The sequence below is a fragment of the Streptomyces sp. NPDC005533 genome, from assembly GCF_042871845.1.
GTDB lineage: Bacteria > Actinomycetota > Actinomycetes > Streptomycetales > Streptomycetaceae > Streptomyces.
In genome coordinates this window covers 28185-48709 of sequence record NZ_JBIAJH010000019.1, presented here as the reverse complement: position 1 = coordinate 48709, position 20525 = coordinate 28185, and the positions used below count along the sequence as shown (strand labels likewise).

22 protein-coding genes are annotated in these 20525 nt (G+C 72.4%); 7 read left to right on the top strand and 15 right to left on the bottom strand.

Annotated elements, in window-relative coordinates:
- Positions 1-17: 17 nt before the first annotated feature.
- The 12 genes from ACFYP3_RS20350 to ACFYP3_RS20295 form a co-directional block, all read right to left on the bottom strand.
- On the bottom strand, positions 18-482 hold the full coding sequence (locus tag ACFYP3_RS20350) for a Fur family transcriptional regulator (protein ID WP_388834245.1): 465 nt from the start codon (positions 480-482) through the stop codon (positions 18-20).
- Positions 483-561: 79 nt separating this feature from the next.
- Positions 562-1134 carry an FABP family protein gene (locus ACFYP3_RS20345; RefSeq protein ID WP_388834242.1) on the bottom strand — a complete coding sequence of 191 codons (573 nt, stop codon included), beginning with the start codon at positions 1132-1134 and terminating at the stop codon, positions 562-564.
- A gap of 282 nt (positions 1135-1416) precedes the next feature.
- Positions 1417-2385: a hypothetical protein gene (locus tag ACFYP3_RS20340; protein ID WP_388834239.1), complete on the bottom strand. Its 969-nt coding sequence runs from the start codon at positions 2383-2385 to the stop codon at positions 1417-1419.
- Positions 2382-3245, bottom strand: a complete 864-nt coding sequence (locus ACFYP3_RS20335; RefSeq protein ID WP_388834236.1) for a hypothetical protein — start codon at positions 3243-3245, stop codon at positions 2382-2384. Before ACFYP3_RS20335 ends, ACFYP3_RS20340 begins: the two co-directional genes overlap by 4 nt.
- Positions 3242-4033, bottom strand: a complete 792-nt coding sequence (locus tag ACFYP3_RS20330; protein ID WP_388834233.1) for a hypothetical protein — start codon at positions 4031-4033, stop codon at positions 3242-3244. Before ACFYP3_RS20330 ends, ACFYP3_RS20335 begins: the two co-directional genes overlap by 4 nt.
- 113 nt (positions 4034-4146) lie before the next feature.
- Complete coding sequence (locus ACFYP3_RS20325) at positions 4147-4410, bottom strand: DUF3099 domain-containing protein (protein WP_388834230.1); 264 nt, start codon at positions 4408-4410, stop codon at positions 4147-4149.
- A 132-nt stretch (positions 4411-4542) separates the two neighbouring features.
- Positions 4543-4833, bottom strand: coding sequence for a DUF1416 domain-containing protein (locus ACFYP3_RS20320; protein WP_030718391.1), 291 nt, complete (start codon positions 4831-4833; stop codon positions 4543-4545).
- Between the two features lie 53 nt (positions 4834-4886).
- Positions 4887-5732 (bottom strand): sulfurtransferase, encoded by an 846-nt coding sequence (locus tag ACFYP3_RS20315; protein WP_388834227.1) that lies wholly within the window; start codon positions 5730-5732, stop codon positions 4887-4889.
- 177 nt (positions 5733-5909) lie between these two features.
- A complete protein-coding gene (locus tag ACFYP3_RS20310; RefSeq protein WP_350206375.1) occupies positions 5910-5993 on the bottom strand; it encodes a putative leader peptide in 84 nt (27 codons plus the stop codon).
- Positions 5994-6153: 160 nt separating this feature from the next.
- Positions 6154-6870, bottom strand: a complete 717-nt coding sequence (locus ACFYP3_RS20305) for a DUF2993 domain-containing protein (protein WP_388834224.1) — start codon at positions 6868-6870, stop codon at positions 6154-6156.
- A gap of 64 nt (positions 6871-6934) precedes the next feature.
- Positions 6935-8635: a hypothetical protein gene (locus tag ACFYP3_RS20300; RefSeq protein WP_388834221.1), complete on the bottom strand. Its 1701-nt coding sequence runs from the start codon at positions 8633-8635 to the stop codon at positions 6935-6937.
- Between the two features lie 10 nt (positions 8636-8645).
- Complete coding sequence (locus tag ACFYP3_RS20295) at positions 8646-8900, bottom strand: MoaD/ThiS family protein (RefSeq protein WP_030718384.1); 255 nt, start codon at positions 8898-8900, stop codon at positions 8646-8648.
- Between the two features lie 485 nt (positions 8901-9385).
- Between ACFYP3_RS20295 and ACFYP3_RS20290 the strand changes: the two genes are divergently transcribed.
- The 5 genes from ACFYP3_RS20290 (at position 9386) to ACFYP3_RS20270 (ending at position 14752) form a co-directional block, all read left to right on the top strand.
- A complete protein-coding gene (locus ACFYP3_RS20290) occupies positions 9386-10213 on the top strand; it encodes a response regulator transcription factor (RefSeq protein ID WP_388834218.1) in 828 nt (275 codons plus the stop codon).
- 24 nt (positions 10214-10237) lie between these two features.
- On the top strand, positions 10238-11260 hold the full coding sequence (locus tag ACFYP3_RS20285; protein WP_388834215.1) for a LacI family DNA-binding transcriptional regulator: 1023 nt from the start codon (positions 10238-10240) through the stop codon (positions 11258-11260).
- A gap of 145 nt (positions 11261-11405) precedes the next feature.
- The gene (locus tag ACFYP3_RS20280) at positions 11406-12515 is read left to right on the top strand and encodes a S1C family serine protease (protein ID WP_388834213.1); all 1110 of its coding nucleotides are present in this window, start codon (positions 11406-11408) and stop codon (positions 12513-12515) included.
- Positions 12516-12590: 75 nt separating this feature from the next.
- Positions 12591-13322: a response regulator transcription factor gene (locus tag ACFYP3_RS20275; RefSeq protein WP_388834210.1), complete on the top strand. Its 732-nt coding sequence runs from the start codon at positions 12591-12593 to the stop codon at positions 13320-13322.
- Positions 13319-14752, top strand: coding sequence for a sensor histidine kinase (locus ACFYP3_RS20270; protein ID WP_388834207.1), 1434 nt, complete (start codon positions 13319-13321; stop codon positions 14750-14752). The genes ACFYP3_RS20275 and ACFYP3_RS20270 overlap by 4 nt, the downstream gene beginning before the upstream one ends.
- Here ACFYP3_RS20270 and ACFYP3_RS20265 read toward each other — a convergent pair.
- On the bottom strand, positions 14732-15649 hold the full coding sequence (locus ACFYP3_RS20265) for a phosphatidylinositol-specific phospholipase C (protein ID WP_388834204.1): 918 nt from the start codon (positions 15647-15649) through the stop codon (positions 14732-14734). The genes ACFYP3_RS20270 and ACFYP3_RS20265 overlap by 21 nt on opposite strands.
- Positions 15650-15785: 136 nt before the next feature.
- Positions 15786-16355 (bottom strand): TetR/AcrR family transcriptional regulator, encoded by a 570-nt coding sequence (locus ACFYP3_RS20260; RefSeq protein ID WP_388834201.1) that lies wholly within the window; start codon positions 16353-16355, stop codon positions 15786-15788.
- A gap of 123 nt (positions 16356-16478) precedes the next feature.
- Here ACFYP3_RS20260 and ACFYP3_RS20255 point away from each other — a divergent pair, with 123 nt between their 5' ends.
- Positions 16479-17261, top strand: coding sequence for an alpha/beta fold hydrolase (locus ACFYP3_RS20255; protein WP_388834198.1), 783 nt, complete (start codon positions 16479-16481; stop codon positions 17259-17261).
- Between the two features lie 76 nt (positions 17262-17337).
- Here the strand turns inward: ACFYP3_RS20255 and ACFYP3_RS20250 are convergent, their stop codons facing one another.
- Positions 17338-19155 (bottom strand): bifunctional metallophosphatase/5'-nucleotidase, encoded by a 1818-nt coding sequence (locus ACFYP3_RS20250; protein ID WP_388834195.1) that lies wholly within the window; start codon positions 19153-19155, stop codon positions 17338-17340.
- A 170-nt stretch (positions 19156-19325) separates the two neighbouring features.
- Between ACFYP3_RS20250 and mshD the strand changes: the two genes are divergently transcribed.
- Positions 19326-20252: a mycothiol synthase gene (gene mshD, locus ACFYP3_RS20245; RefSeq protein ID WP_388834192.1), complete on the top strand. Its 927-nt coding sequence runs from the start codon at positions 19326-19328 to the stop codon at positions 20250-20252.
- The last annotated feature ends 273 nt before the right edge of the window (positions 20253-20525 follow it).

Sequence of the window (20525 nt, the reverse complement as noted above, 5' to 3'; positions counted from 1 at the left end):
CCAAGCGTACGACCCTGCTACGCCTGGGCGGCACGCTGCTGGGCCGCGCACTTCGCGCACAGGCCGAAGATCGCGAAGTGCTTCATGTCGGTCTCGAACCCGAAGGTGGTGCGGAGCTTCGCCGTGAACTCGGCGGCGACGTCCACGTCCGCCTCGATGACCTCGCCGCAGTCACGGCAGACCAGGTGGATGTGGTGGTGCCGGTCGGCGAGGTGGTAGGTGGGGGCCCCGTGCCCGAGGTGGGCGTGCGAGACCAGCTTGAGCTCCTCCAGGAGCTCCAGGGTGCGGTAGACCGTGGAGATGTTGACCCCGGAGGCGGTCTTGCGCACCTCGACGAGGATCTCGTCCGGAGTCGCGTGCTCCAGGGCGTCGACCGCCTCCAGCACGAGCTGGCGCTGCGGCGTCAGCCGGTATCCGCGCTGCCGCAGGTCGCTCTTCCAGTCGAGGCCCTGGGTTCCCTCGGTGCTCTCGGTGCTCACCACTCCGCCAGTGTAGGGGTGCGAAGGGGACCGCGGGCGAGCCCGCGGTCCCCTTTCGTGCACAGCCTGTGGACGGCCCCGCTCAGCGGAAGAAGGCGATGCCGTCGTCCGGCATGTCCGGGAGGTTGCGCGCCATCTCGGCGACCTCCTCGGGCGTGACGACCTTCTTCAGCTGGGCCGACATGTACGGGCGCAGCTCGACGTCCGGCGTGGCCTTCTCGCCGACCCACATGAGGTCGCTCTTCACGTAGCCGTAGAGCCGCTTGCCGCCGCTGTACGGGCCGGAGGCCGCGGTACGGGCGACCGCGTCGGTGGCCAGGTCGATCTGCGGCTTCTGGTCGGCGAGCTCGCCGTACCAGACCTCGACGACTCCCTGGTCGCGGGCCATGACGATCTCGACCTTGCGGTCCTTGTCGATGCGCCAGTAACCGGACTCGGACTCCAGCGGCCGCACCTTGTTGCCGTCGGCGTCGAGGACCCAGCTGTGGGAGGTGTACTCCAGGAAGTCCCGGCCGTCGTGGCTGAAGACGACCTCTTGGCCGAAGTTGCACTTCTCCTCACCCGGGAAGTCGAAGACGCCCGCGCCCTCCCAGGTACCGAGGAGGAAGGCGAGGGGCACGAGGCCCGGGTTCAGGTCGGACGGGATCTGGATCATGGATGGCTGCTCAGGCGATCTGTGGGAGGGGTTCCGGGGCGGTCTGCGGAGCCGGTGCTCAGCGCTGACCCTGGTACAGCTTCTTGACGGCCAGGCCGGTGAAGGCCAGGACGCCGACGCAGACCAGGACCAGCAGGGAGGTGAAGACTGCCTCAAGCACGGGGTGCTCCTCGGAATCGTTTCGGGGCTGTACGGGGCCGGTCCCCAAGCCTACTGGCCCGGGGACCGGCGCACGCTGCGAGGTGGGCCGTACCGGTACGCCCCCGGCGGCCGGCCCGGCCGTCAGCTCAGCAGCTGGCTCTGCAGGATCACCGTCTGGTGGAAGGGGACGGGGGCCACCTCGCCCTTGCGGGTCTGGATGACCATGCCGAGGACGTCACCCGACTGGAGGCACCCGACCTTGGTCTGCTCGTCCCCGAGGACGGGCTTCACCTCCTGGTACACGCTGAGCTCGCTCTCGCCGGCCATGCCCGAACCCGGGAAACGCAAGGGGACGATGGCGTTCTGCGTGCTCTTGACCCCGGTCCAGACGTCGTCCAGCTCCAGGGCCGAGACGCCGTTCAACCGTGCGTTGGTGTCGCATCCCTTGAAGGCGTCCACGAAACCCGACGCGTGGAAGCGCAACAGGTAGACGTGCGTACGGGTGCCGTCCGGCATGGTCCAGCCCCGGCCGGTGATCTGGCGCAGCCCGTCCCATTCGAGGGACTGCTTCAGCTTCTCGCGCACGTCGGGCGCGTACTCCTCCAGGAAGACGTCGGCCGACACCGCCCCGTCCTTGTCCGCCTTGACGGCGTCGTCGGCCTTGGCGCCTTCGGGAGCGGGCAGGAGCAGGCCGGTGAGCTGCGCGTAGTGCGTCTCGTCCGGGTTGTCCGGGCCCTGGGCCAGGGGGGCGCCCGCGGGCAGCGCCGGTTGCGACAGCGCCGGGTACGTCCAGCGGCCGTCGTCCGCCGTGGAGAGGCCGGGGACGTCGGTGCGCTCGGGCCGGGTGATCCCGTACGCGACGCCCGCGCCGACGGTCGCGAAGACGGCGACGGCGGCGGTCCAGCGCAGGGCGGCGAACAGGCGTCTGCGGTCCTTGGGCGCGATCGGCGCGGCCTCCGGGGCGGGGGCGTCGCAGGACGCGGCGGCCGCCGCGTCCTCGGGGCCCTCCGGCGTCTGCGGGGCCGGCCCGGCAGTGGGCCCGGGCACGGGCTCGGCCTCGGGCCCGGGCTCACGACCGGGCTCGGTGCCGGTGGTGGTCTGCTCGCTCACACGGACTCCCCGGGGGACTTGAGGTGGTTCAGCTGCTCCATGAACAGGCCCGCGGCATCGCTCGCGTGGAAACCCGGGGACCACCCGTAGGTCCGGTAGGTCACCAGCACGTCTCCCTGGAGGGCCACGCATTCGAGGGTGGCGATCTCCTGCTTCTTGCCGTCGACGGCGGAGCCGAGCGCGCACTTGGCGTCGGGGAAACCGTCCACCTTGGGCGCCTGACCGTCGACCGCGGTGAGATCGAGGAGCTTCTTGGCGAACTCGGCGAACTTCCCCAGTTCCTTGGGGTCCGCCTGCATGAGCTGGATCTCGGAGACCATCGCTCCGCCGCCGTTCCCCCGGGCGTAGCTGCGCCCCGCCAGGCCCTTCAGCTTCAGATCCGCCAGCGCCTTGTCCCGCACCTCGCGGTCACCGGTCGACAGGCCCGAGTGGTCGTCCTTGAAGGCCTGCACCGCCCGCTCGCCCGAGACGAAGTAGTCGTTGCCCTCGGCGTCGATGTCGGGGCCGAGCCAGTAGCCCGTGGACAGCGGCACCAGCTTGGCCTTGAGCTCGGCCGCCGGCACGGGCGGGACCGGGGCGGGAGAGCCGGTGGGCGCGCCCTCCGCCATCCAGTACCGCGTCGGCGCGGTCCGCTCGGCATCGTCGAGCACGGCGGAGAACCACAGGCCACCGCCCACGAGGACGACGACGCCCACGGCCGCCGCCACCAGCCTGACCGCCCCGGTCTTCACCCTGCGCGTGGGCCCGGTGGCGTCCTGGGCGGCCTCGGCGGCATCCCCGACGACATCCGGCACGGCATCCCCGACGACGTCCGGCACGGCGTCCGCGACGGCTCCGCTCTCGTTCTCCCGCTCGCTCACAGCCGCTCCATCTGCCGCTTGGCCAGGTCGGCCACGACCTTCTCGTCGACCTCGCCGCGGTTGTTCACGTAGGTGATGTGCATGACGATGTCGCCGCGGCGGACCAGCGCGGTGCCCCGCCGGACCGGGAGGTAACCGGCCTTCTCACTCGCCTCGGAATTGATCCACAGGTGGCCGAAGTCCGCGGGAACACCCGGAACCTCACTGCCCGCGTTGCCCGCGTGCTTCGTGGTCGGCATGTAGTCCTGCACGCCCGACTGGAACCTCTGGGCCCCGTCCCGGTTCTGGAACTGGAGCAGCCGGATCTCGACGAAGTTCGTGTGGTCCTCGGACCACCGCACGGTGGCGATCCTGCGGACGTTCTGCCGGATGGCGGAGCCGATCGCCGCGGGAGGGTTCGCGTAGAAGTCCGCGGCGAACGCGTCCGGGGACTGGGCGCCCGAGAAGGCGACCGTCGCGGCCGAGGGGGCCTCCAGCAGCTTCGCGACGAGGTCCTCGTCCGCCTTGTGCCAGCGGTTGGCGTTGATCGAGCGCGTGCTCGTCGCGTCGGTCACCGCCAGCGGCTTCGGGACGGCGATGTCCTGCTGGGCGAGCGGCGGCAGCGGGGTGGGCTCGCGGTGGTACTGCACCGCGTAGCCGGTGATCGTCCCGGCGAGGACGCCGAGCACGGCCGCGCCCGCGATCAGGAGGGTGGTGCGACCCGTCCGGCGGCGCGGGGTCGAAGTGTCCGGCTCCGGTGCACTCTCCTCCCCTTTCCGCTGCTCAGGGATGGTCTGTTCGTGTTCCAAAGGAGTCCCCCACAAAACCTGCGGCGCAGGCTGGATACCCGCGCGTACCCCTTGACGCGCACCGGAGGGGAGCAGTTGTACGAACGTAGATCACGTTCTCGTTTCGTGAGGTTTCAGTCCTCGTGACGCCGCTTTCCGTCCAGTTCGTCCCACCACTCGTCGGATTTCGGATCGCCCGAGGGGTCGTCCCACCAGCGGTCGTCCGGTCCGCGCCGGTTCGCGATCATCGCGGCCACCGGCGGGATGACCATGGCGACCACGCACAGCGCGACCGCGGCCTCGACCGACAGCAGGCGCACGAAGGTCCAGGCGGAGACGAAGAGGACCAGGCATCCGCCCATGAGCAGGAAGTAGACGCGCCGGCGACGGGCGTACATGACTCCAGCGTAGAGCGGGCGGCCGCGAACACAAGGCGGACGGCACGAAGGGCCGCACCCCGTTCCAGTGGCGTCCAACCCCCTGGGGTGCGGCCCTCCGGCCGATCTGTCGAGCGATCACACGTGCGGTGCTCAGACCGCGATCGCCACGTCCGTCACACCGCCGGCCTCGGCGACCACGACGGCACGGTCCGCCTGGGCACCCGGGACGAGCGCCCGCAGCGTCCAGGTGCCGGGAGCGGCGTAGAAGCGGAACTGGCCGGTCGCCGAGGTCGGGACCTCGGCGGTGAACTCGCCACCGCCGTCCAGCAGCCGCACGTAACCGCTGATGGGCTCGCCGCCCTTGGTCACCTGTCCCTGGATCGCGGTCTCACCGGGCTTGAGCGTCGCGAGGTCGGGCCCGCCGATCTGTGCTCCACACATGTTCTCTGTCCTGTCCTAGAGAGGTCGTACTACGGGGCGTCGCGTGCCCGGGATTACTTGTTGGCGCCGAGCTCGATCGGCACGCCGACGAGCGAGCCGTACTCGGTCCAGGAGCCGTCGTAGTTCTTGACGTTCGTCTGGCCCAGGATCTGGTGCAGCACGAGCCACGTGAGCGCGGAGCGCTCACCGATGCGGCAGTAGGCGATGGTGTCCTTCGACAGGTCGACGCCCTCGGCCTCGTAGAGGGCCTTGAGCTCCTCGTCGGACTTGAGGGTGCCGTCGTCGTTGGCGTTCTTCGACCACGGGATGTTGCGGGCGCTCGGCACGTGGCCGGGGCGCTGCGACTGCTCCTGCGGGAGGTGCGCCGGGGCGAGCAGCTTGCCGGAGAACTCGTCGGGCGACCGCACGTCGACCAGGTTCAGGTTGCCGATCGCGGCCACGACGTCGTCGCGGAAGGCGCGGATGGAGGTGTCCTGGGCCTTGGCCTTGTACTGGGTGGCCGGGCGGCTCGGGACGTCCTTGCCGTCGACCAGGTCGCGGGAGTCGAGCTCCCACTTCTTGCGGCCGCCGTCGAGGAGCTTCACGTCCTGGTGGCCGTAGAGCTTGAAGTACCAGAAGGCGTAGGACGCGAACCAGTTGTTGTTGCCGCCGTAGAGGACGACGGTGTCGTCGTTGGAGATGCCCTTGGCGGAGAGCAGCTTCTCGAAGCCCTCCTGGTCCACGAAGTCACGGCGGACCGGGTCCTGGAGGTCCTGCTTCCAGTCGATCCGGACGGCGTTCTTGATGTGGTTCTTGTCGTAGGCGGACGTGTCCTCGTCCACCTCGACGACGACGACGTTCTCGTCGTTCAGGTGGGCCTCGACCCAGTCGGCGTCTACGAGGACGTCGCTGCGGCTCATGATGTTCTCCTCCGGGGCAGTGTGCGGCGGGGTGGTGCGGGTGACGCGTACTGCGTGCCTGCGGGTGCGCTCCGGACCCTGCGCGGGGAGGCGTCAGGCGGTCAGGAGGCGGGTGCGGTCACGCGGGAAAGGGCCTTGGGGCCGTCGTCCGGCTGATGGAGCGGATGCGCTCACAGGTCACATGGATCGACAGAGCATGGCGGCGACGCGACACAGGTCTACTGCCCGTCGCTTCGTGAGGTCCGCCTGCTGATGCTTCATAGCCATGGATCGTAGGGACGAATCGGCCGCCCTGTCACCGGTGTGTCATATTCCGAGACAGGATCGTCCGGATAGTGGGATCGGAACCCCCGGGCGGCCGCCGCGCCGCCTCCGGGAGCCGCCGTGCGGCCCGTCCTTCTGCGGATCGGACCGCACCGTCTCACGATCCGGCCACCACCACGTTCGAACCGCCCAGCGTGAGGTGCACACCGGTCTCGTCCGAGGTCAGGGCCGAGAGGTGGAGCCCGGCCGGCATGCCGACCTCCAGGTTGCGTTCGAAGTCGGTCTTCTTGCGGATCAGCTTCTCGACCCCGGGGATGCCCGAGCCCGGGACCTCGTCGGCGCGCACCCGGACGAATTTGGCGCCCTTTCCGTCCGGCGCGTCCACGAGGGAGATCGTCGACACCACGCTGTGCGTCACCGTCTTGCCGAGCACGTCCACGGCCGCGGTGACCTTCACCTTGCCCGGCGCCCCGCCGTAGGTGAGGGTCGCGCCGGTCTGCGAGGCCGCGGTCAGGTCCTCGTACGTGATCCGCCCGGTGCCCTCGGCCCGCTCGGCGGTGCCGCCGCTGTAGTCACCGTTGAGCTTGACGCTGCGGAAGCTCGCGTCGAGCTCCGAGAGCCGCGTCTTGCGCCCCTCGGCGACCACCTCGACACCTCTGAGCTTCAGGTCGACCCGGTCCAGCTCGTGGCTGAACGCCTGCGTCAGGAAGGGGAATCCGCGGATCTCCACTTCCGAGCTGCCGGCCAGGCCCTGGCGGGCCTGGATCTTGTCGGCCAGCTGGTTCTCGACGTAACCCGCGGCCCACCGGTCCACGCCGGCGAAGACCGCCCCCAGCACCACTCCGATGATCACGACGATCCGCAGAGCACGCACGTGCCCTCCCCCTACTAGTCGGTACGAGCGATCTAGTGGACCATGTGCGCCCGTCAGCGGAACGTCAGCCCACCACCCGGCCGATCAGGTACACGGCGGGAGCGGCCGCCGCGAGCGGCAGCGCCACACCGGCCGTCATGTGCACGAACTTCGAGGGGTAGTCGTACGCCGCCACGCGCAGCCCGATCAGCGCGCACACGCCGCAGACCAGGCCGATCAGCGCCCCGCCCACCCCGACCGAGGTCAGTCCGCCGACCGCGACGCCCGCACCGGCGGCCGCGGCCAGGCAGACGCCGACCGAGGCAGCGGTGGGCAGCGGCAGCGCCCGGGCGAAGACGGCGACGGCCACGGCGGCGGCGCCGACGGTGACGGCGGCGGAACCGGCCGCCAGGTAGCCGGCGCAGATGATGGCGAGGGCGGCCGAGGCCACCGAGGCCATCAGCCCGTACATCCGCTCGTCGGGATCCGCGTGGCTGCGCAGCTGGAGGACGAGGGTGAGCAGCACCCAGGCGCCGAGGGTGCCGACGATCGCGCCGGGGCCGTACGTGCGGTCCACCGCGAGCACGGCCCCGTCGGCGACGACGGCTCCGGCGAAGGCGAGGGCGATGCCCTGGCGGGCCGGCCACATGCCGTTGAGGCGGAACCAGCCGGCCGCGGTGAGCGCCTGCAGGGCGATCAGCGGCACGAGCAGGGCGTACTGCCCGAGGGCCGCGGCCACGGCGAGCAGCAGGCCGAGGGCGGCGGTCAGTATGGCCGACTGCGGACCGGGGTCGATGATCGGCGACCGGCCTTCGGCGCGGGCCTGGGCCGGGTCGACGGCCCGCAGGGTGTTCCCGGCGAGGGTGGGCGGGGACCAGGCGGTGACCTCCACCGGTTCCGCGCCGTCCGCGGCCGGGTCCGCGGCCGCCCGGGGCGGCGGGTAGGCGCTCTGCTCGGCGGCGGCCCCGTCCCGCTCGGGGGCCGGCACGGGCGGCAGGTACGCCGTCTCCTCGGCCGGTGGCGGGGACTGCGCGGGACCGGGGTAGGGCGGCAGGTAGGCCGTCTGCTCGGCGGCCTCGGCGGGCTCGCCCGCGCCCTGGCCGCCCTGCGACCAGTCCTCGACGGGAGCCTGGGCCTGAGCGGGGGCCGGGGCCGGGGCCTGCAGCTCGTCGCGGAACCAGCCCTCCGGGGCGGCCGGCTGCTGCGCCCCGCCGGGGTACGGCGGCATGTACGCGGTCTGCTCGGCTGCGGCCTCCTGCCCGGGACCGGGGTACGGCGGCAGGTACGCCGTCTGCTCGGCGGCCTCGGCGGGCCCGCCCGCGCCCTGGCCGCCCTGCGACCAGTCCTCGACGGGAGCCGGAGCCTGGGCCGGGACCTCGTCCCGGAACCAGCCCTCGGGAACCACCGGCTGCTGCTGCGCGGGCCCGCCGGCCGCCGGGTACGCGTACGACGCCGGGTAGGGGTCGGCGGACCCGGCCGCGGAAGCGTCCGGCCAGGACCCGCCGGCACCGCCGCCCTGGGCCGGGGCCGGGGGCTGCGCCTGCGGCTGCGCGGCCGGGGCCCCGTCGCGGAACCAGCCCTCGGGCGCCACCGGCTGCCCCGGCACCGCGCCCAGCGGCGGGTACACCGGCTGGTGGCTGGTGTCCCAGGTGTCGGACTGCCAGGTCTGGGTCCCGTACGGGTCCTGCTGCTGCGCGTACCGCCGGTGCAGCTCCTGCTCCTGCTGCTCCCGCTCCTGCCGCTCGCGCTGTTCCCGCTGCTGCTGGTGTTCCTCAGGCGTGCTCATCGGCTCCCGCTCACCCGCCCGCGAACGGGGGGAGCACCTCGACGGTGCCCCCCTCGGTCAGCAGGACGGCATCATGCGGGCGCTTGCCCACAGGCTCGTCGTTCACGAGGAAGGAGCAGCGCAGCAGCACCCGGGTCAGCTCCCCGGGGTGGCGCTCCCGTACGGCGTCGAGCGCCTCGGCCAGGGTGCGCGCCGAGTACGGCTCCTCCGCCGTCTTGGCCGCGGCCTTGGCCGCCGCCCAGTAGCGGATGGTTCCGGTTGCCACTGCTGCTCCTCTCGTCGGCTCTCTGCCGTCGTCGGCCTCCATGATGGCCCCTCCGGCTGTCCGCCCCGGCGTGCGCCCACGCGTCGCGCGTGCCCCGGAGCGACCCCGAGTCACCGCCCGGCGGGCCGCCGATCCGGTGAAACCGGGGCATACTCAGGCACGGGCGTGGCAGAACCCACAGCAGGGGATGCCGAAGAGTGCTCGGCCGCGCACGGGCCGGTGGGCTATTCTGCTTGGCGAGAGGATCCGGGCAATGTTGCCCCCGGGTCCTTTTGTGCTTTCAGAGCGTTGAACGAACCGAGAACAGTGGTATCCATGCGGACCCGAGGGCGCGGGGACCGCGGGGACGCCCGGCAAGACGTACGAAGCAGTACCGCGCACTCCCCCAGCCACCGCTGGGAGGTACCCCGGGGACGGGACCGAGGAGGAACCGACGTGATGGACCAGCGAACCGTGCACCGTCCGACCCGGGCAGGTGGTCGGTCATGAGCTCTCTCCTGCTGCTCACCAACGCGCTGCAGCCCTCCGCCGAGGTGCTGCCCGCCCTCGGCCTGCTGCTGCACAACGTCCGGGTCGCCCCGGCCGAGGGCCCGGCCCTCGTGGACACCCCGGGCGCCGACGTCATCCTCGTGGACGGCCGCCGCGACCTGCCGCAGGTGCGGTCGCTGTGCCAGCTGCTCCGCTCCACGGGGCCCGGCTGTCCGCTGATCCTCGTGGTCACCGAGGGCGGCCTCGCGGCCGTCACCGCCGACTGGGGCATCGACGACGTCCTCCTCGACACCGCCGGCCCGGCCGAGGTCGAGGCGCGGCTGCGACTGGCCACCGGCCGTCAGCAGCTGGGCTCGGACGACTCCCCGATGGAGATCCGCAACGGCGATCTGTCGGTGGACGAGGCGACGTACTCCGCCAAGCTCAAGGGGCGGGTGCTGGACCTCACCTTCAAGGAGTTCGAGCTGCTCAAGTACCTCGCGCAGCATCCGGGCCGGGTCTTCACCCGCGCCCAGCTGCTGCAGGAGGTGTGGGGCTACGACTACTTCGGCGGCACCCGGACGGTGGACGTCCACGTACGGCGGCTGCGCGCCAAGCTCGGCCCCGAGCACGAGTCGCTGATCGGCACGGTCCGCAACGTCGGCTACCGCTTCGTCACGCCGGAGAAGGTCGAGCGGGCGGCCGCGGAGGCCGCGGCCAAGGCCGCCGCGCAGGCCACCGCACAGGCGTCCGCACCGGCGTCCGCGCAGCCGGCTCCGGCCGTCACCCGATCGGCGGAGGCCTCCTCGATCGTCCACTCGGCAGGAGGGCCTGCCCAGAGGTAGGTCACCCCGCGTAGACTGCCGCGCGTGGCCAAGGTGACGCGGGATGACGTGGCACGACTTGCGGGTACGTCTACCGCCGTCGTGAGCTACGTCATCAACAACGGACCCCGGCCGGTCGCCCCGGCCACGCGCGAGCGTGTCCTCGCCGCGATCAAGGATCTGGGCTACCGCCCGGACCGGGTCGCCCAGGCGATGGCTTCGCGGCGCACCGACCTCATAGGCATGATCGTCCCGGACGCCCGGCAGCCGTTCTTCGCGGAGATGGCGCACGCGGTCGAGCAGGCCGCCGCCGAGCGCGGGAAGATGGTGCTCGTCGGCAACTCCGACTACCGCACCGAGCGCGAGGTCCACTACCTGCGGGCCTTCCTCGGAATGCGCGTCTCCGGCCTGATCCTGGTCAGCCAGGGCATGAGCGAGCAGGCCGCCAGCGAGATCGAGGCCTGGGACGCGCGGGTGGTGCTGCTGCACGAGCGACCGGAGGCCATCGACGACGTCGCCGTCGTCACCGACGACATCGGCGGCGCCCAGCTCGCCACCCGCCACCTGCTCGAACACGGGCACGAGTACGTCGCCTGCATCGGCGGCGTCGAGAACACCCCGTCCGTCGGCGACCCGGTCGCCGACCACGTCGAGGGCTGGCGGCGGGCCATGCAGGAGTCCGGCCGCTCGATCGAGGGCCAGCTCATCGAGGCCCCGTACAACCGCTACGACGCGTACACGGTCGCCCTGGAGGTCCTGGCCCGGCCCGACCGGCCGACGGCCATCTTCTGCGCCACGGACGACCAGGCGATCGGTGTGCTGCGCGCGGCGCGGGAGCTGCGCATCGACGTGCCCGGGGAGCTGGCCGTGGCCGGCTTCGACGACGTGAAGGAGGCGGCCCTCACGGACCCGCCGCTGACCACGATCGCCTCGGACCGTCCGGCGATGGCCCGCGCGGCGGTGGACCTCGTCCTGGACGACGGCCTGCGCGTGGCCGGCTCCCGCCGCGAACGCCTGAAGCAGTTCCCTTCGGCCCTGGTGATCCGCCGCAGCTGCGGCTGCCGCTGACCCCGCGCCCCACGCGCCGGCGAGGCCGAAGGGGCAGTGGCGGGGCGGCGGAAGTCCCGTTCCTTATAAGGGGCATACGAGGTTCTGTCGGGCTTCTCAGGTCAGACTCAGGAAGCTCTCATCATCGGCGGCCAGAGTCGGAGCCATGACCGACAGCTTCCGCCGCGAAGGCGAGTACCCCCAGGAGCACCGCCCGACCCAGGCGGGGGCGGCGTACCCGCCGCCGCCCTCGTACCCGCCCGCCGCACCCGGCTGGCACGAAGCGCACCAGCCGCCGGTCATCCGCGGTGAGACCGTCCCCGGCGCCCGCCCCGACGGCCCGGCCCACGCCGCCGCCCCCGCGCCCCGCGCGAAGCGGCCCGTGGCCCTGCTGGCGGCCGTCGCGCTCGCCGCGGCCCTGGTAGGCGGCGGCACCGCGGCCGCCGTCCAGCAGCTGATGGTCCACCAGAGCGGCGGCTCCGGCGGCGTCGACGGCACCAACGTCTCGCGGAGCACGGGCTCCGGCACGGTCTCCGGCGTCGCCGAACAGGTCAGCCCCTCGGTGGTCCGCATCGACACCCGCACCGCGTCCGGCCAGGGCACCGGCTCGGGCATCGTCGTCACCGCCGACGGCGAGATCGTCACCAACAACCACGTCGTGGACGGGGCCGCCGAGGTCCAGGTGACGACGAGCGACGGCAAGAAGTACCCGGCCAAGATCGTCGGCACGGACCCCGACAAGGACCTGGCCCTCATCAAGCTCCAGGGCGCGAGCGGCCTCACGCCCGCCAGGCTCGGCGACTCCGGCAACGTCAGGGTCGGCGACGAGGTCGTCGCCATCGGCTCCCCCGACGGCCTGACCGGCACCGTCACCAGCGGCATCGTCTCGGCGCTGAACCGCGAGGTGAAGGTGCCGAAGTCCGAGCAGCGGGCGCCGCAGGGCCGCCGGCAGGACGGCGGCGGCTGGCCCTTCTCCTTCGGCGGCCGCGAGTTCAACGGCGACACCGGCTCCGACACCACCTCGTACAAGGCCCTCCAGACCGACGCCTCCCTCAACCCCGGCAACTCCGGCGGCGCCCTGGTCAACATGAACGGCGAGATCGTGGGGATGCCCTCGGCGATCTACTCCCCCTCCTCCGGCGGCTCCGCCGCGGGCAGCGTCGGCCTCGGCTTCGCCATCCCGGTCAACACCGTCAAGGCCGACCTGGACTCCCTCCGCAAGGGCGGCCCCGGCGGTGCCGGCTCCACCGCCGACGGCTTCGGCACTTCCTTCTGACCCGTCCGTGCGAGGCTGGAGGCGCCGTCACCCGTCGGACTCCTCGGCCGACCACCACCTCTGGGAGACCCATCCATGAATCCCGCCGAAGGCGAAGCGCGGATCCTCGTCGTCGACGACGAACCGGCCGTACGCGAGGCGCTGCGCCGCAGCCTCGCCTTCGAGGGGTACGCCGTGCAGACCGCCGTCGACGGGCTCGACGCCCTCGACCGGGCGGCCTCGTACTCCCCCGACCTGATCGTCCTGGACATCCAGATGCCCCGGATGGACGGGCTGACCGCGGCCCGGCGGCTGCGCGCCGCCGGCAGCGTCACTCCGGTGCTGATGCTCACCGCCCGCGACACCGTCGGCGACCGCGTCACGGGCCTCGACGCGGGCGCCGACGACTACCTCGTCAAGCCGTTCGAGCTCGACGAGCTCTTCGCCCGCGTCCGCGCCCTGCTGCGCCGCAGCTCCTACGCCGCCCCGCAGGCCGGCGGCGAGAGCCACGAGGACGCCCTGACCTTCGGCGACCTGCGCATGGACCTCGCGACCCGCGAGGTGACCCGGGGCGGGCGCCCGGTGGAACTGACCCGTACGGAGTTCACGCTGCTGGAGATGTTCCTCGCGCACCCGCGCCAGGTCCTGACCCGCGAGCAGATCCTCAAGACCGTCTGGGGCTTCGACTTCGAGCCCAGCTCCAACTCCCTGGACGTGTACGTGATGTACCTGCGCCGCAAGACCGAGGCGGGCGGCGAGCCCCGCATCGTCCACACCGTGCGCGGGGTGGGTTACGTCCTGCGCGCCGGCGAGAGCGGGCCCGAGTGAGTCCGACCGCCAGGTTCCGCGCGCTCCCGCTGCGCTCCCGGCTGGCCCTGCTCGTCACGGTGGCGGTGGCCCTGGCCGTCGCCGCGGTGGCCGCGGTGTCGTGGGTGATGGTGCGGGCCCAGCTGCGCGACCAGCTGGACAGCTCGCTGCGCGCCACCAACGCGGAGGCGCAGGCCAACCAGGTGTTCCGGGCGCTCAGCTGCGTCTCCGGCACCGCCCTGCCGGAGCGGCCCGCGAACAACCTCAGCGCCCAGGTGCAGATCGTGCTGCCGGACGGCGGTCACTGCTGGGTCGACGGCAAGGGCACCCTGCCGGTCAGCGCCACCGACCTCGAAGTCGCCCAGCGGCGGCGCGGGGCCGTCCTCTACGACGCGACCACCTCCGACGGGGTGGCCGTCCGCGTCTACACCCAGCCCGCCCTGCTCGACGGCCGGGCCGCCGCGCTGTCCGTCGCCAAGCCGCTCGCCGACATCGACAAGCCCCTGTACACCCTGGCCTGGGTGCTGCTCCTGGTCTGCGGCGTCGGGGTCGTCGGCGCCGGCGCGGCCGGCCTGTGGGTGGCCCGTACGGGACTGCGGCCGGTCGACGAACTGACCGACGCCGTCGAGCACATCGCCCGTACCGAGGACCTCACCGTACGGATCCCCGACGAGGGCGACGACGAGATCGCCCGCCTGTCGCGGTCCTTCAACTCGATGACGGCGGCCCTCGCCTCCTCCCAGGACCGGCAGGCCCAGCTGATCGCCGACGCCGGGCACGAGCTGCGCACCCCGCTGACCTCGCTGCGCACCAACATCGAGCTGCTCGCGCGCAGTGAGGAGACCGGGCGGGCCATCCCGCCCGACGACCGGCGGGAGCTGCTGGCCTCGGTCAAGGCGCAGATGACGGAGCTGGCGTCGCTGATCGGGGACCTCCAGGAGCTGTCCCGGCCGGACGCGGCCTCTCCCGGGCCGCTCCAGGTGGTCGCCCTGCACGAGATCACCGGGGCCGCGCTGTCCCGGGCCCGGCTGCGCGGTCCCGAGCTCCGCTTCGACTCGGACCTGGCGCCCTGGTACGTACGGGGCGAGGCGGCCGCGCTGGAGCGGGCGGTGGTCAACGTCCTGGACAACGCCGTGAAGTTCAGCCCGCCGGGCGGGGCGGTCGAGGTGACGCTGCGGGCCGGCGAGCTGACCGTACGGGACCACGGTCCGGGCATCCCGGCCGAGGACCTGCCGCACGTCTTCGAGCGGTTCTGGCGGTCCCCGTCGGCCCGCGCCCTGCCCGGCAGCGGGCTGGGCCTGTCGATCGTGGCCCGTACGGCCGCCCGCGCGGGCGGCAGTGCCGCGCTGCGGGCGGCGGCCGACGGCGGGCCGGGCACGGAGGCGGTGCTCCGCATCCCGGGGGCGCCGACCCCGCCGCCCTCCGAGCCGTCAGTTGTGCCGGATCAGTGAGGGGACCAGGCCGGAGCGGGTGTTCGGGAAGTCCATCGGGACGATGCCGAGCCCGGTCCGGCCGGCGAGCTCACCGCCGTCGACGAAGGCGTGCACCTGCGGGTTGAGGCGGTCGGAGTTCCAGCGCGGCGGCATGTAGGCGGCGGTGCTGACGTAGTTCACGAAGAGTTTGCCGGGCTGCTGGACGGCCTTGCGGAAGTGGTTCTCGATGCGGCCCCGCTTGGCGAAGGGCTCGGTGTTGTAGTCGTCCTGGATGTCGAAGACGTTGCCGTCGCCGTAGCGCAGACCGGGCAGCCCGCCGTTGTCGGCGAGGAGCACGACTTTCCCGCGGGCCTGGCCGAGGGTGGGCAGGGTGTCGGCGATGCGGAACAGCGGCCGCCAGCCGCGGTGGTCCAGGTAGTCGTCGAAGACGGCGCGGAAGGTGGCGTCGCTGTCGGTGGAGTACTCCTGCTTGAGGCGCATCAGGACGGTCTCGGAGGGGTGCGCCGCGAGGAAGTTCCAGCAGGCCACGAGGACGTCGCCGAACATGAGGTCCTGGAAGAAGGCCGCGTGGTGGATCGCGAAGGACCCGCCCGCGACCCGGCAGCGCACGTCGAGGAAGCGGATGCCGGAGTCGAGTTGCTGGGCGATGGAGGTGTTCTGGCAGGCGACGTAGAGGCCGCCCTTGGTGGCGCCGGAGTCGTGGGTGCCGGGGATGGTCATCCGCTGGAGGGGGGTGGAGTCCCCGAGTCCGGCCATCCAGTCCTGGGTGCCGAGGGCCGCGGCCGAGGCCCGGGCGGTCCCCGCGGCGCCGAGTCCGAGCGCCGCGCCCGCGGCCAGCGCTCCGGCCAGGAACGCCCGTCTGCCCACGCCCACGCCCACGCCCGCGCCGCCGCCCACGCCGATGTCCACGCCCATGCCCGCCCCTTTGCCGACCCGGTGATGGCAACGGAGTATGGCGTGGACACCTCAAAATAGATACCCGTCGGTAAGGCCCGGCCTCCGGACCGGACCCGGCCCCGGTCTCCGGCCCCGACCCCGACCCCGATCGGCCTCAGCCTTCGAGCAGCTCCACCATCGTGCGCAGCCCCTGGACGATCTCCCGGCCGGTCGGCGCGCCCTGCGGATCGGTCAGGCACTGGACCATCACCCCGGTCAGCAGCGCGAGGTGCACCGACCCGAGGGCCCGTACGTCCTCCTCCGCGACCTCGTCCCGGGGCACCCCGCGCAGCTGGGCGGCCACCATGGGCCGGGACTTGCGCTGCTCCTCGGCCAGGATCGCGAGCAGCTCGGGCGAGGACTGCGCGTGTACGAAGGCCTCGACGTTCGCGGTCCAGAGCCAGCGCATGTCGGCGAAGTCCTGGATCTTGCGGTCCCAGGTGTCGGCGTACCGCTCCGCGGCGGTGTCCCCCTGCCCGGCGAGCCTGCCGGACCCCGCGGCCCATTCGTCCATGGCGGCGAAGAGCGCCTGGTTGAGCAGCGCCTCCCGGGATCCGAAGTGGTAGCCGATCGCGGCCATGCTCACCTGCGCCGCCGAGGCGATGTCGCGCACGGTCGTGCGGAGGTACCCCTTCTCCTCCAGGCAGCGGCGCGCTCCGGCCAGCAGGTCCTCGCGATTTCCCATGCCGGGATGGTATCCGCGCCCCGTTTTGGGCAAATGCGCTACACAATCGTATTGCGCACTTGCCCAACTCCTGGCAGGGTGGAGCCATCGGAAGATCACACGGGCCCACGGGAGGCACGCGCCATGCGCCACCAGCTGAAGATCGACGACCGGACCCTCTCGTACCTGGACTTCGGCGGTCCCGGCCGCCCGCTCCTCGCCCTGCACGGCGGCCTGTCCGAAGCCCTCGCCTTCACCGGCCTGGCCGACGCCCTCGGCGACGGATGGCGGGTCATCGCCCCCGACCAGCGCGGGCACGGCGACTCGGACCGGGCGCCCGACCACCGCCGCGAGGGCTACGTCGGCGACGCCGTCGCCCTCCTCGACCACCTGGGCCTCGACGCCCCCGTCCCGCTCCTCGGCTACTCCCTCGGCGGGCTCAACGCCTACCACCTGGCCGCCGCCCACCCCGACCGGATCTCCGCGCTCATCGGCGTGGACGCCACCGTCGAGATCCGCATCCCCACGGGCCCGAACTGGTTCGACTTCCTCGACGGACTCCCCTACACCGCCGCCACCCGCGAGGAACTCCTCGCCGCCGCCGGACCGGCCGCCCCCTTCGTCGCCGACGGACTGCGCCCCCTCCCGGACGGCAGCGGCTGGCGCCTGGCCTACCACCCGGAGGACATGCTCGACTCCATCCGGGCGTGCCGGGGCGACCACTGGGACGCCTGGCTCGCGAGCACCTGCCCGGCCCTGCTGATCCACGGCACGCGCAGCGAGGCGCTCACGCAGGACGCGGCCGACGCGATGGTCGCCCGGCGCCCGAAGACCTCGTACGCGCCCCTCGACGGCGACCACTTCGTGCCGTTCACCGACCCCGAGGGGTTCCACGCGGCCGTCGGCACGTTCCTGGCGACCCTCTGACCGTGCCCGAGCGGGCAAAGCCGAAGGGGCGGCGGGCCGATGGCCCGCCGCCCCTTCGGGGATACCGCACGCGGTGTTACTTGACGACGGTGATCCGGTCCGCCGCCGGCACGGCGATCGGGCTGGTCGCCGAGGAGTTCTTCGTCAGGTAGGCGTTGAAGCAGTCCAGATCGGACGCGCCCACCAGCTTGTTCTTGTGCTCCTTCAGGACGGTGAAGCCGTCACCGCCGCCCGCGAGGAACTCGTTCATCGCGACCCGGTAGGTCTTGGCCGGGTCGATCGCCTCGCCGTTCAGCCTCACCGAGTCCACGACGACGCGGTCCGCGCCCGTCCTGGTCATGTCGAGGGTGTACGTGAAGCCCTTCGACACCTGCAGGATCTTCGGGTTCGCACCGTTGACCGGGCCGCTGACCTGCTGCTGCAGCGCGGTGATCAGCTGGGCGCCGGTCAGGTCCACGATGTTCATCATGTTGGTGAACGGCTGGACCGTGAAGGACTCGCCGTACGTCACCACGCCGTCGCCCTCGTCACCCGAGGCCTTGTAGGCGAGGTCCGAGCGGATGCCGCCCGGGTTCATGACGGCCAGCTGCGCGCCGCCCTTGTCCGCCGGGGCCAGCGCCTCCAGCTGCGCGTCGGCGATCAGGTCGCCGAGCGGCTTCTCGGGCGCCTCGGAACCGCGGCCCGGGATGTCGGCCGCGATGAAGCCCTGCGGGCGGTTGGCGATCGGGGCCGCCAGGGTCTTCCAGCGGTCGATCAGCTCGGTCATGTCCGGCGCCTTGGGCTGGTCCCGGGTGACGACCTTGTTGACCGGCTTGGGCGAGGCGACCGGCGTACGGACGATGTCCTTGGTCTGCCGGTCGTAGGTGAGGGTGGTGTCCGTGAACAGGCGGCCGATGGAGGCGGCCGAGGTCACGGTGCGCGGGTTGCCCGCCGGGTCCGGGATGTTGCAGGCGTAGGCCTGGTGCGTGTGGCCGGTCACCAGCGCGTCGACCGCGGGGTCCACGTTCTTGGCGATGTCCACGATCGCGCCCGAGATGCCGGCGCCGGCGCCCGGGACGTTGCAGTCGTAGTTGTAGGCGCCGTTCGCGGGCAGACCGCCCTCGTGGATGAGCGCGACGATCGACTTCACGCCCTGCTTGTTCAGCTCGGCGGCGTACTTGTTGATCGTCTCGACCTCGTCGCCGAACTTCAGGCCCTTGACGCCCTCGGCGGTCACGACGTCCGGAGTGCCCTCCAGGGTGACGCCGATGAAGCCGATCTTCACGTCGCCCTTCTTCCACACGAAGGTGGGCGACATCAGCGGACGCTTGGTCTTCTCGTCGGTGACGTTCGCGGCGAGGTACTGGAACTGGGAGCCCGTGAACTCCTTGCCGAACTCGTAGCAGCCGTCGACCGGGTGGCAGCCGCCGTACGCCATGCGCCGCAGCTCGGTCTTGCCCTCGTCGAACTCGTGGTTGCCGACACTGGTGACGTCCAGGTCGAGCTTGTTGAGCGCCTCGATGGACGGCTCGTCGTGGAAGAGACCGGACAGCATCGGGCTGCCGCCGATCATGTCACCGGCCGCCGCGGTGACGGAGTACTCGTGGCCCTTGCGGGCCTCGCGCAGGCTGGTCGCGAGGTACTCGACACCGCCCGCGGGTATGGCCTTGGTGGTGCCGTCGGCCTGACGTTCGGTCACGTTGCCGGACGAGCCCTGCGGGGGCTCCAGCGTGCCGTGGAAGTCGTTGAACGACAGCATCTGCACGTCGACGGTCCGGCTCTTGGCCGTACCGCCACCACTCGCGGCTCCGGCCGGCAGTGCGGCGGCGACCATGGCCCCGGCCCCGGCCGTGACGGCGAGGGCGGCGAAGGTCAACCGGCGGTTTCGGCGGTGCCGTTGTGGCGTCGCTGACATTTAGTCCCCTTTGTGGACAGCGATACTGCTTGGGAGGTCCGGGGAAGCCTATGGTCAACGCGCGTAGCTCTACCAGGGGGTAACGGGTATCGCGTTGGTTACGCGCAGAAGACGGACCGACCCCGCGCCCGCACTCCGCCCGCCACCCGTCGCGGTCGTAGGCTCGTGCCATGACTGAGGCAGCAGCGGCCCTGGAGCCGGGACGGCAGATTCAGACCCTCGACGAACTGACGGAGGAACAGGCCGAGGCCGTGCTCGACCTGATCGAGGACGCGGCGCGCACGGACGGCACCACCGCCGTGTCCGAGCAGGGACGGCTCCAGCTGCGCGGCGGACCGCGCCCGGGGATCCGGCACTTCCTGCTCACCGAGGGGGACCGGCTCGCCGGATACGGACAACTGGAGGACACCGACCCTGTGGAGGCCCCCGCCGCCGAGCTCGTCGTGCACCCGGCCCTGCGCGGCCGCGGGCACGGCCGGGCGATGGGCACGGCCCTGCTCGCCGCCTCCGGGAAGCGGCTGCGGGTGTGGGCCCACGGCGGCAAGTCGGCCGCCCGGCACCTCGCGCAGGTGCTCGGCCTGACCCTCTTCCGCGAGCTGCGCCAGCTGCGCCGGCCGCTGACCGACGCCGACCCGCTGCCGGAGGCGGCTCTCCCGCCCGGCGTGAGCGTACGGACCTTCGTGCCCGGCACCGACGACGAGGCCTGGCTCGCCACGAACGCGGCCGCCTTCGCCCACCACCCCGAGCAGGGCTCGCTGACCCTGCGGGACCTGAACGACCGGATCGCGCAGCCGTGGTTCGACCCCAAGGGCTTCTTCCTCGCGGAGCGCGACGGGGAGCTCGTCGGCTTCCACTGGACGAAGGTCCACGCGGCGGAGCAGCTGGGCGAGGTCTACGTCCTCGGCGTCCGCCCGGGCGCCCAGGGCGGCGGCCTCGGCAAGGCACTCACCGCGATCGGCCTGCGCCACCTGGTGGCCCAGGGCCTGCCCACCGCCATGCTCTACGTCGACGCCGACAACCCGGCCGCCCTCGCCGTCTACGAAGGCCTCGGCTTCACCACCCACGAGGTCGACCTCATGTACCGCACGGAGAGCTGACCGCTCCCAGCCCAGGTTCGAGCCGCGGGGCCCGGGCTGCACCCCGCACACCCCGGCCCCGCCGGCACAACCCGGCCCCGCCGGCGTTTGAGGCGCGGGGCCCGGGGCGGAGCCCCGACCCCTGAGCCCCGCCGGCGCTTGGGGCGCGGGTCCGGGCAGCGCCCGGCGGAGCCCGGGCTGGCGCACCCGGCACGCCGGAGCGCACGGCACGCCCCGCCCCCGCCGCCCCCGCCGGGAGGCGACACGTGCGCCAGGCGGAGCCGGGAAGCCACG

Bases quoted from the DNA above. Each gene is read 5' to 3' on its own strand.
- ACFYP3_RS20315 (WP_388834227.1), bottom strand. From the start codon at position 5,732: ATGAGCCGCAGCGACGTCCTCGTAGACGCCGACTGGGTCGAGGCCCAC.
- ACFYP3_RS20300 (WP_388834221.1), bottom strand. From the start codon at position 8,635: ATGAGCACGCCTGAGGAACACCAGCAGCAGCGGGAACAGCGCGAGCGG.
- ACFYP3_RS20255 (WP_388834198.1), top strand. From the start codon at position 16,479: ATGCGCCACCAGCTGAAGATCGACGACCGGACCCTCTCGTACCTGGAC.
- ACFYP3_RS20345 (WP_388834242.1), bottom strand. From the start codon at position 1,134: ATGATCCAGATCCCGTCCGACCTGAACCCGGGCCTCGTGCCCCTCGCC.
- ACFYP3_RS20250 (WP_388834195.1), bottom strand. From the start codon at position 19,155: ATGTCAGCGACGCCACAACGGCACCGCCGAAACCGCCGGTTGACCTTC.
- ACFYP3_RS20325 (WP_388834230.1), bottom strand. From the start codon at position 4,410: ATGTACGCCCGTCGCCGGCGCGTCTACTTCCTGCTCATGGGCGGATGC.
- ACFYP3_RS20290 (WP_388834218.1), top strand. From the start codon at position 9,386: ATGAGCTCTCTCCTGCTGCTCACCAACGCGCTGCAGCCCTCCGCCGAG.
- ACFYP3_RS20275 (WP_388834210.1), top strand. From the start codon at position 12,591: ATGAATCCCGCCGAAGGCGAAGCGCGGATCCTCGTCGTCGACGACGAA.
- ACFYP3_RS20265 (WP_388834204.1), bottom strand. From the start codon at position 15,649: ATGGGCGTGGACATCGGCGTGGGCGGCGGCGCGGGCGTGGGCGTGGGC.
- mshD (WP_388834192.1), top strand. From the start codon at position 19,326: ATGACTGAGGCAGCAGCGGCCCTGGAGCCGGGACGGCAGATTCAGACC.
- ACFYP3_RS20280 (WP_388834213.1), top strand. From the start codon at position 11,406: ATGACCGACAGCTTCCGCCGCGAAGGCGAGTACCCCCAGGAGCACCGC.
- ACFYP3_RS20320 (WP_030718391.1), bottom strand. From the start codon at position 4,833: ATGTGTGGAGCACAGATCGGCGGGCCCGACCTCGCGACGCTCAAGCCC.
- ACFYP3_RS20260 (WP_388834201.1), bottom strand. From the start codon at position 16,355: ATGGGAAATCGCGAGGACCTGCTGGCCGGAGCGCGCCGCTGCCTGGAG.
- ACFYP3_RS20310 (WP_350206375.1), bottom strand. From the start codon at position 5,993: ATGAAGCATCAGCAGGCGGACCTCACGAAGCGACGGGCAGTAGACCTG.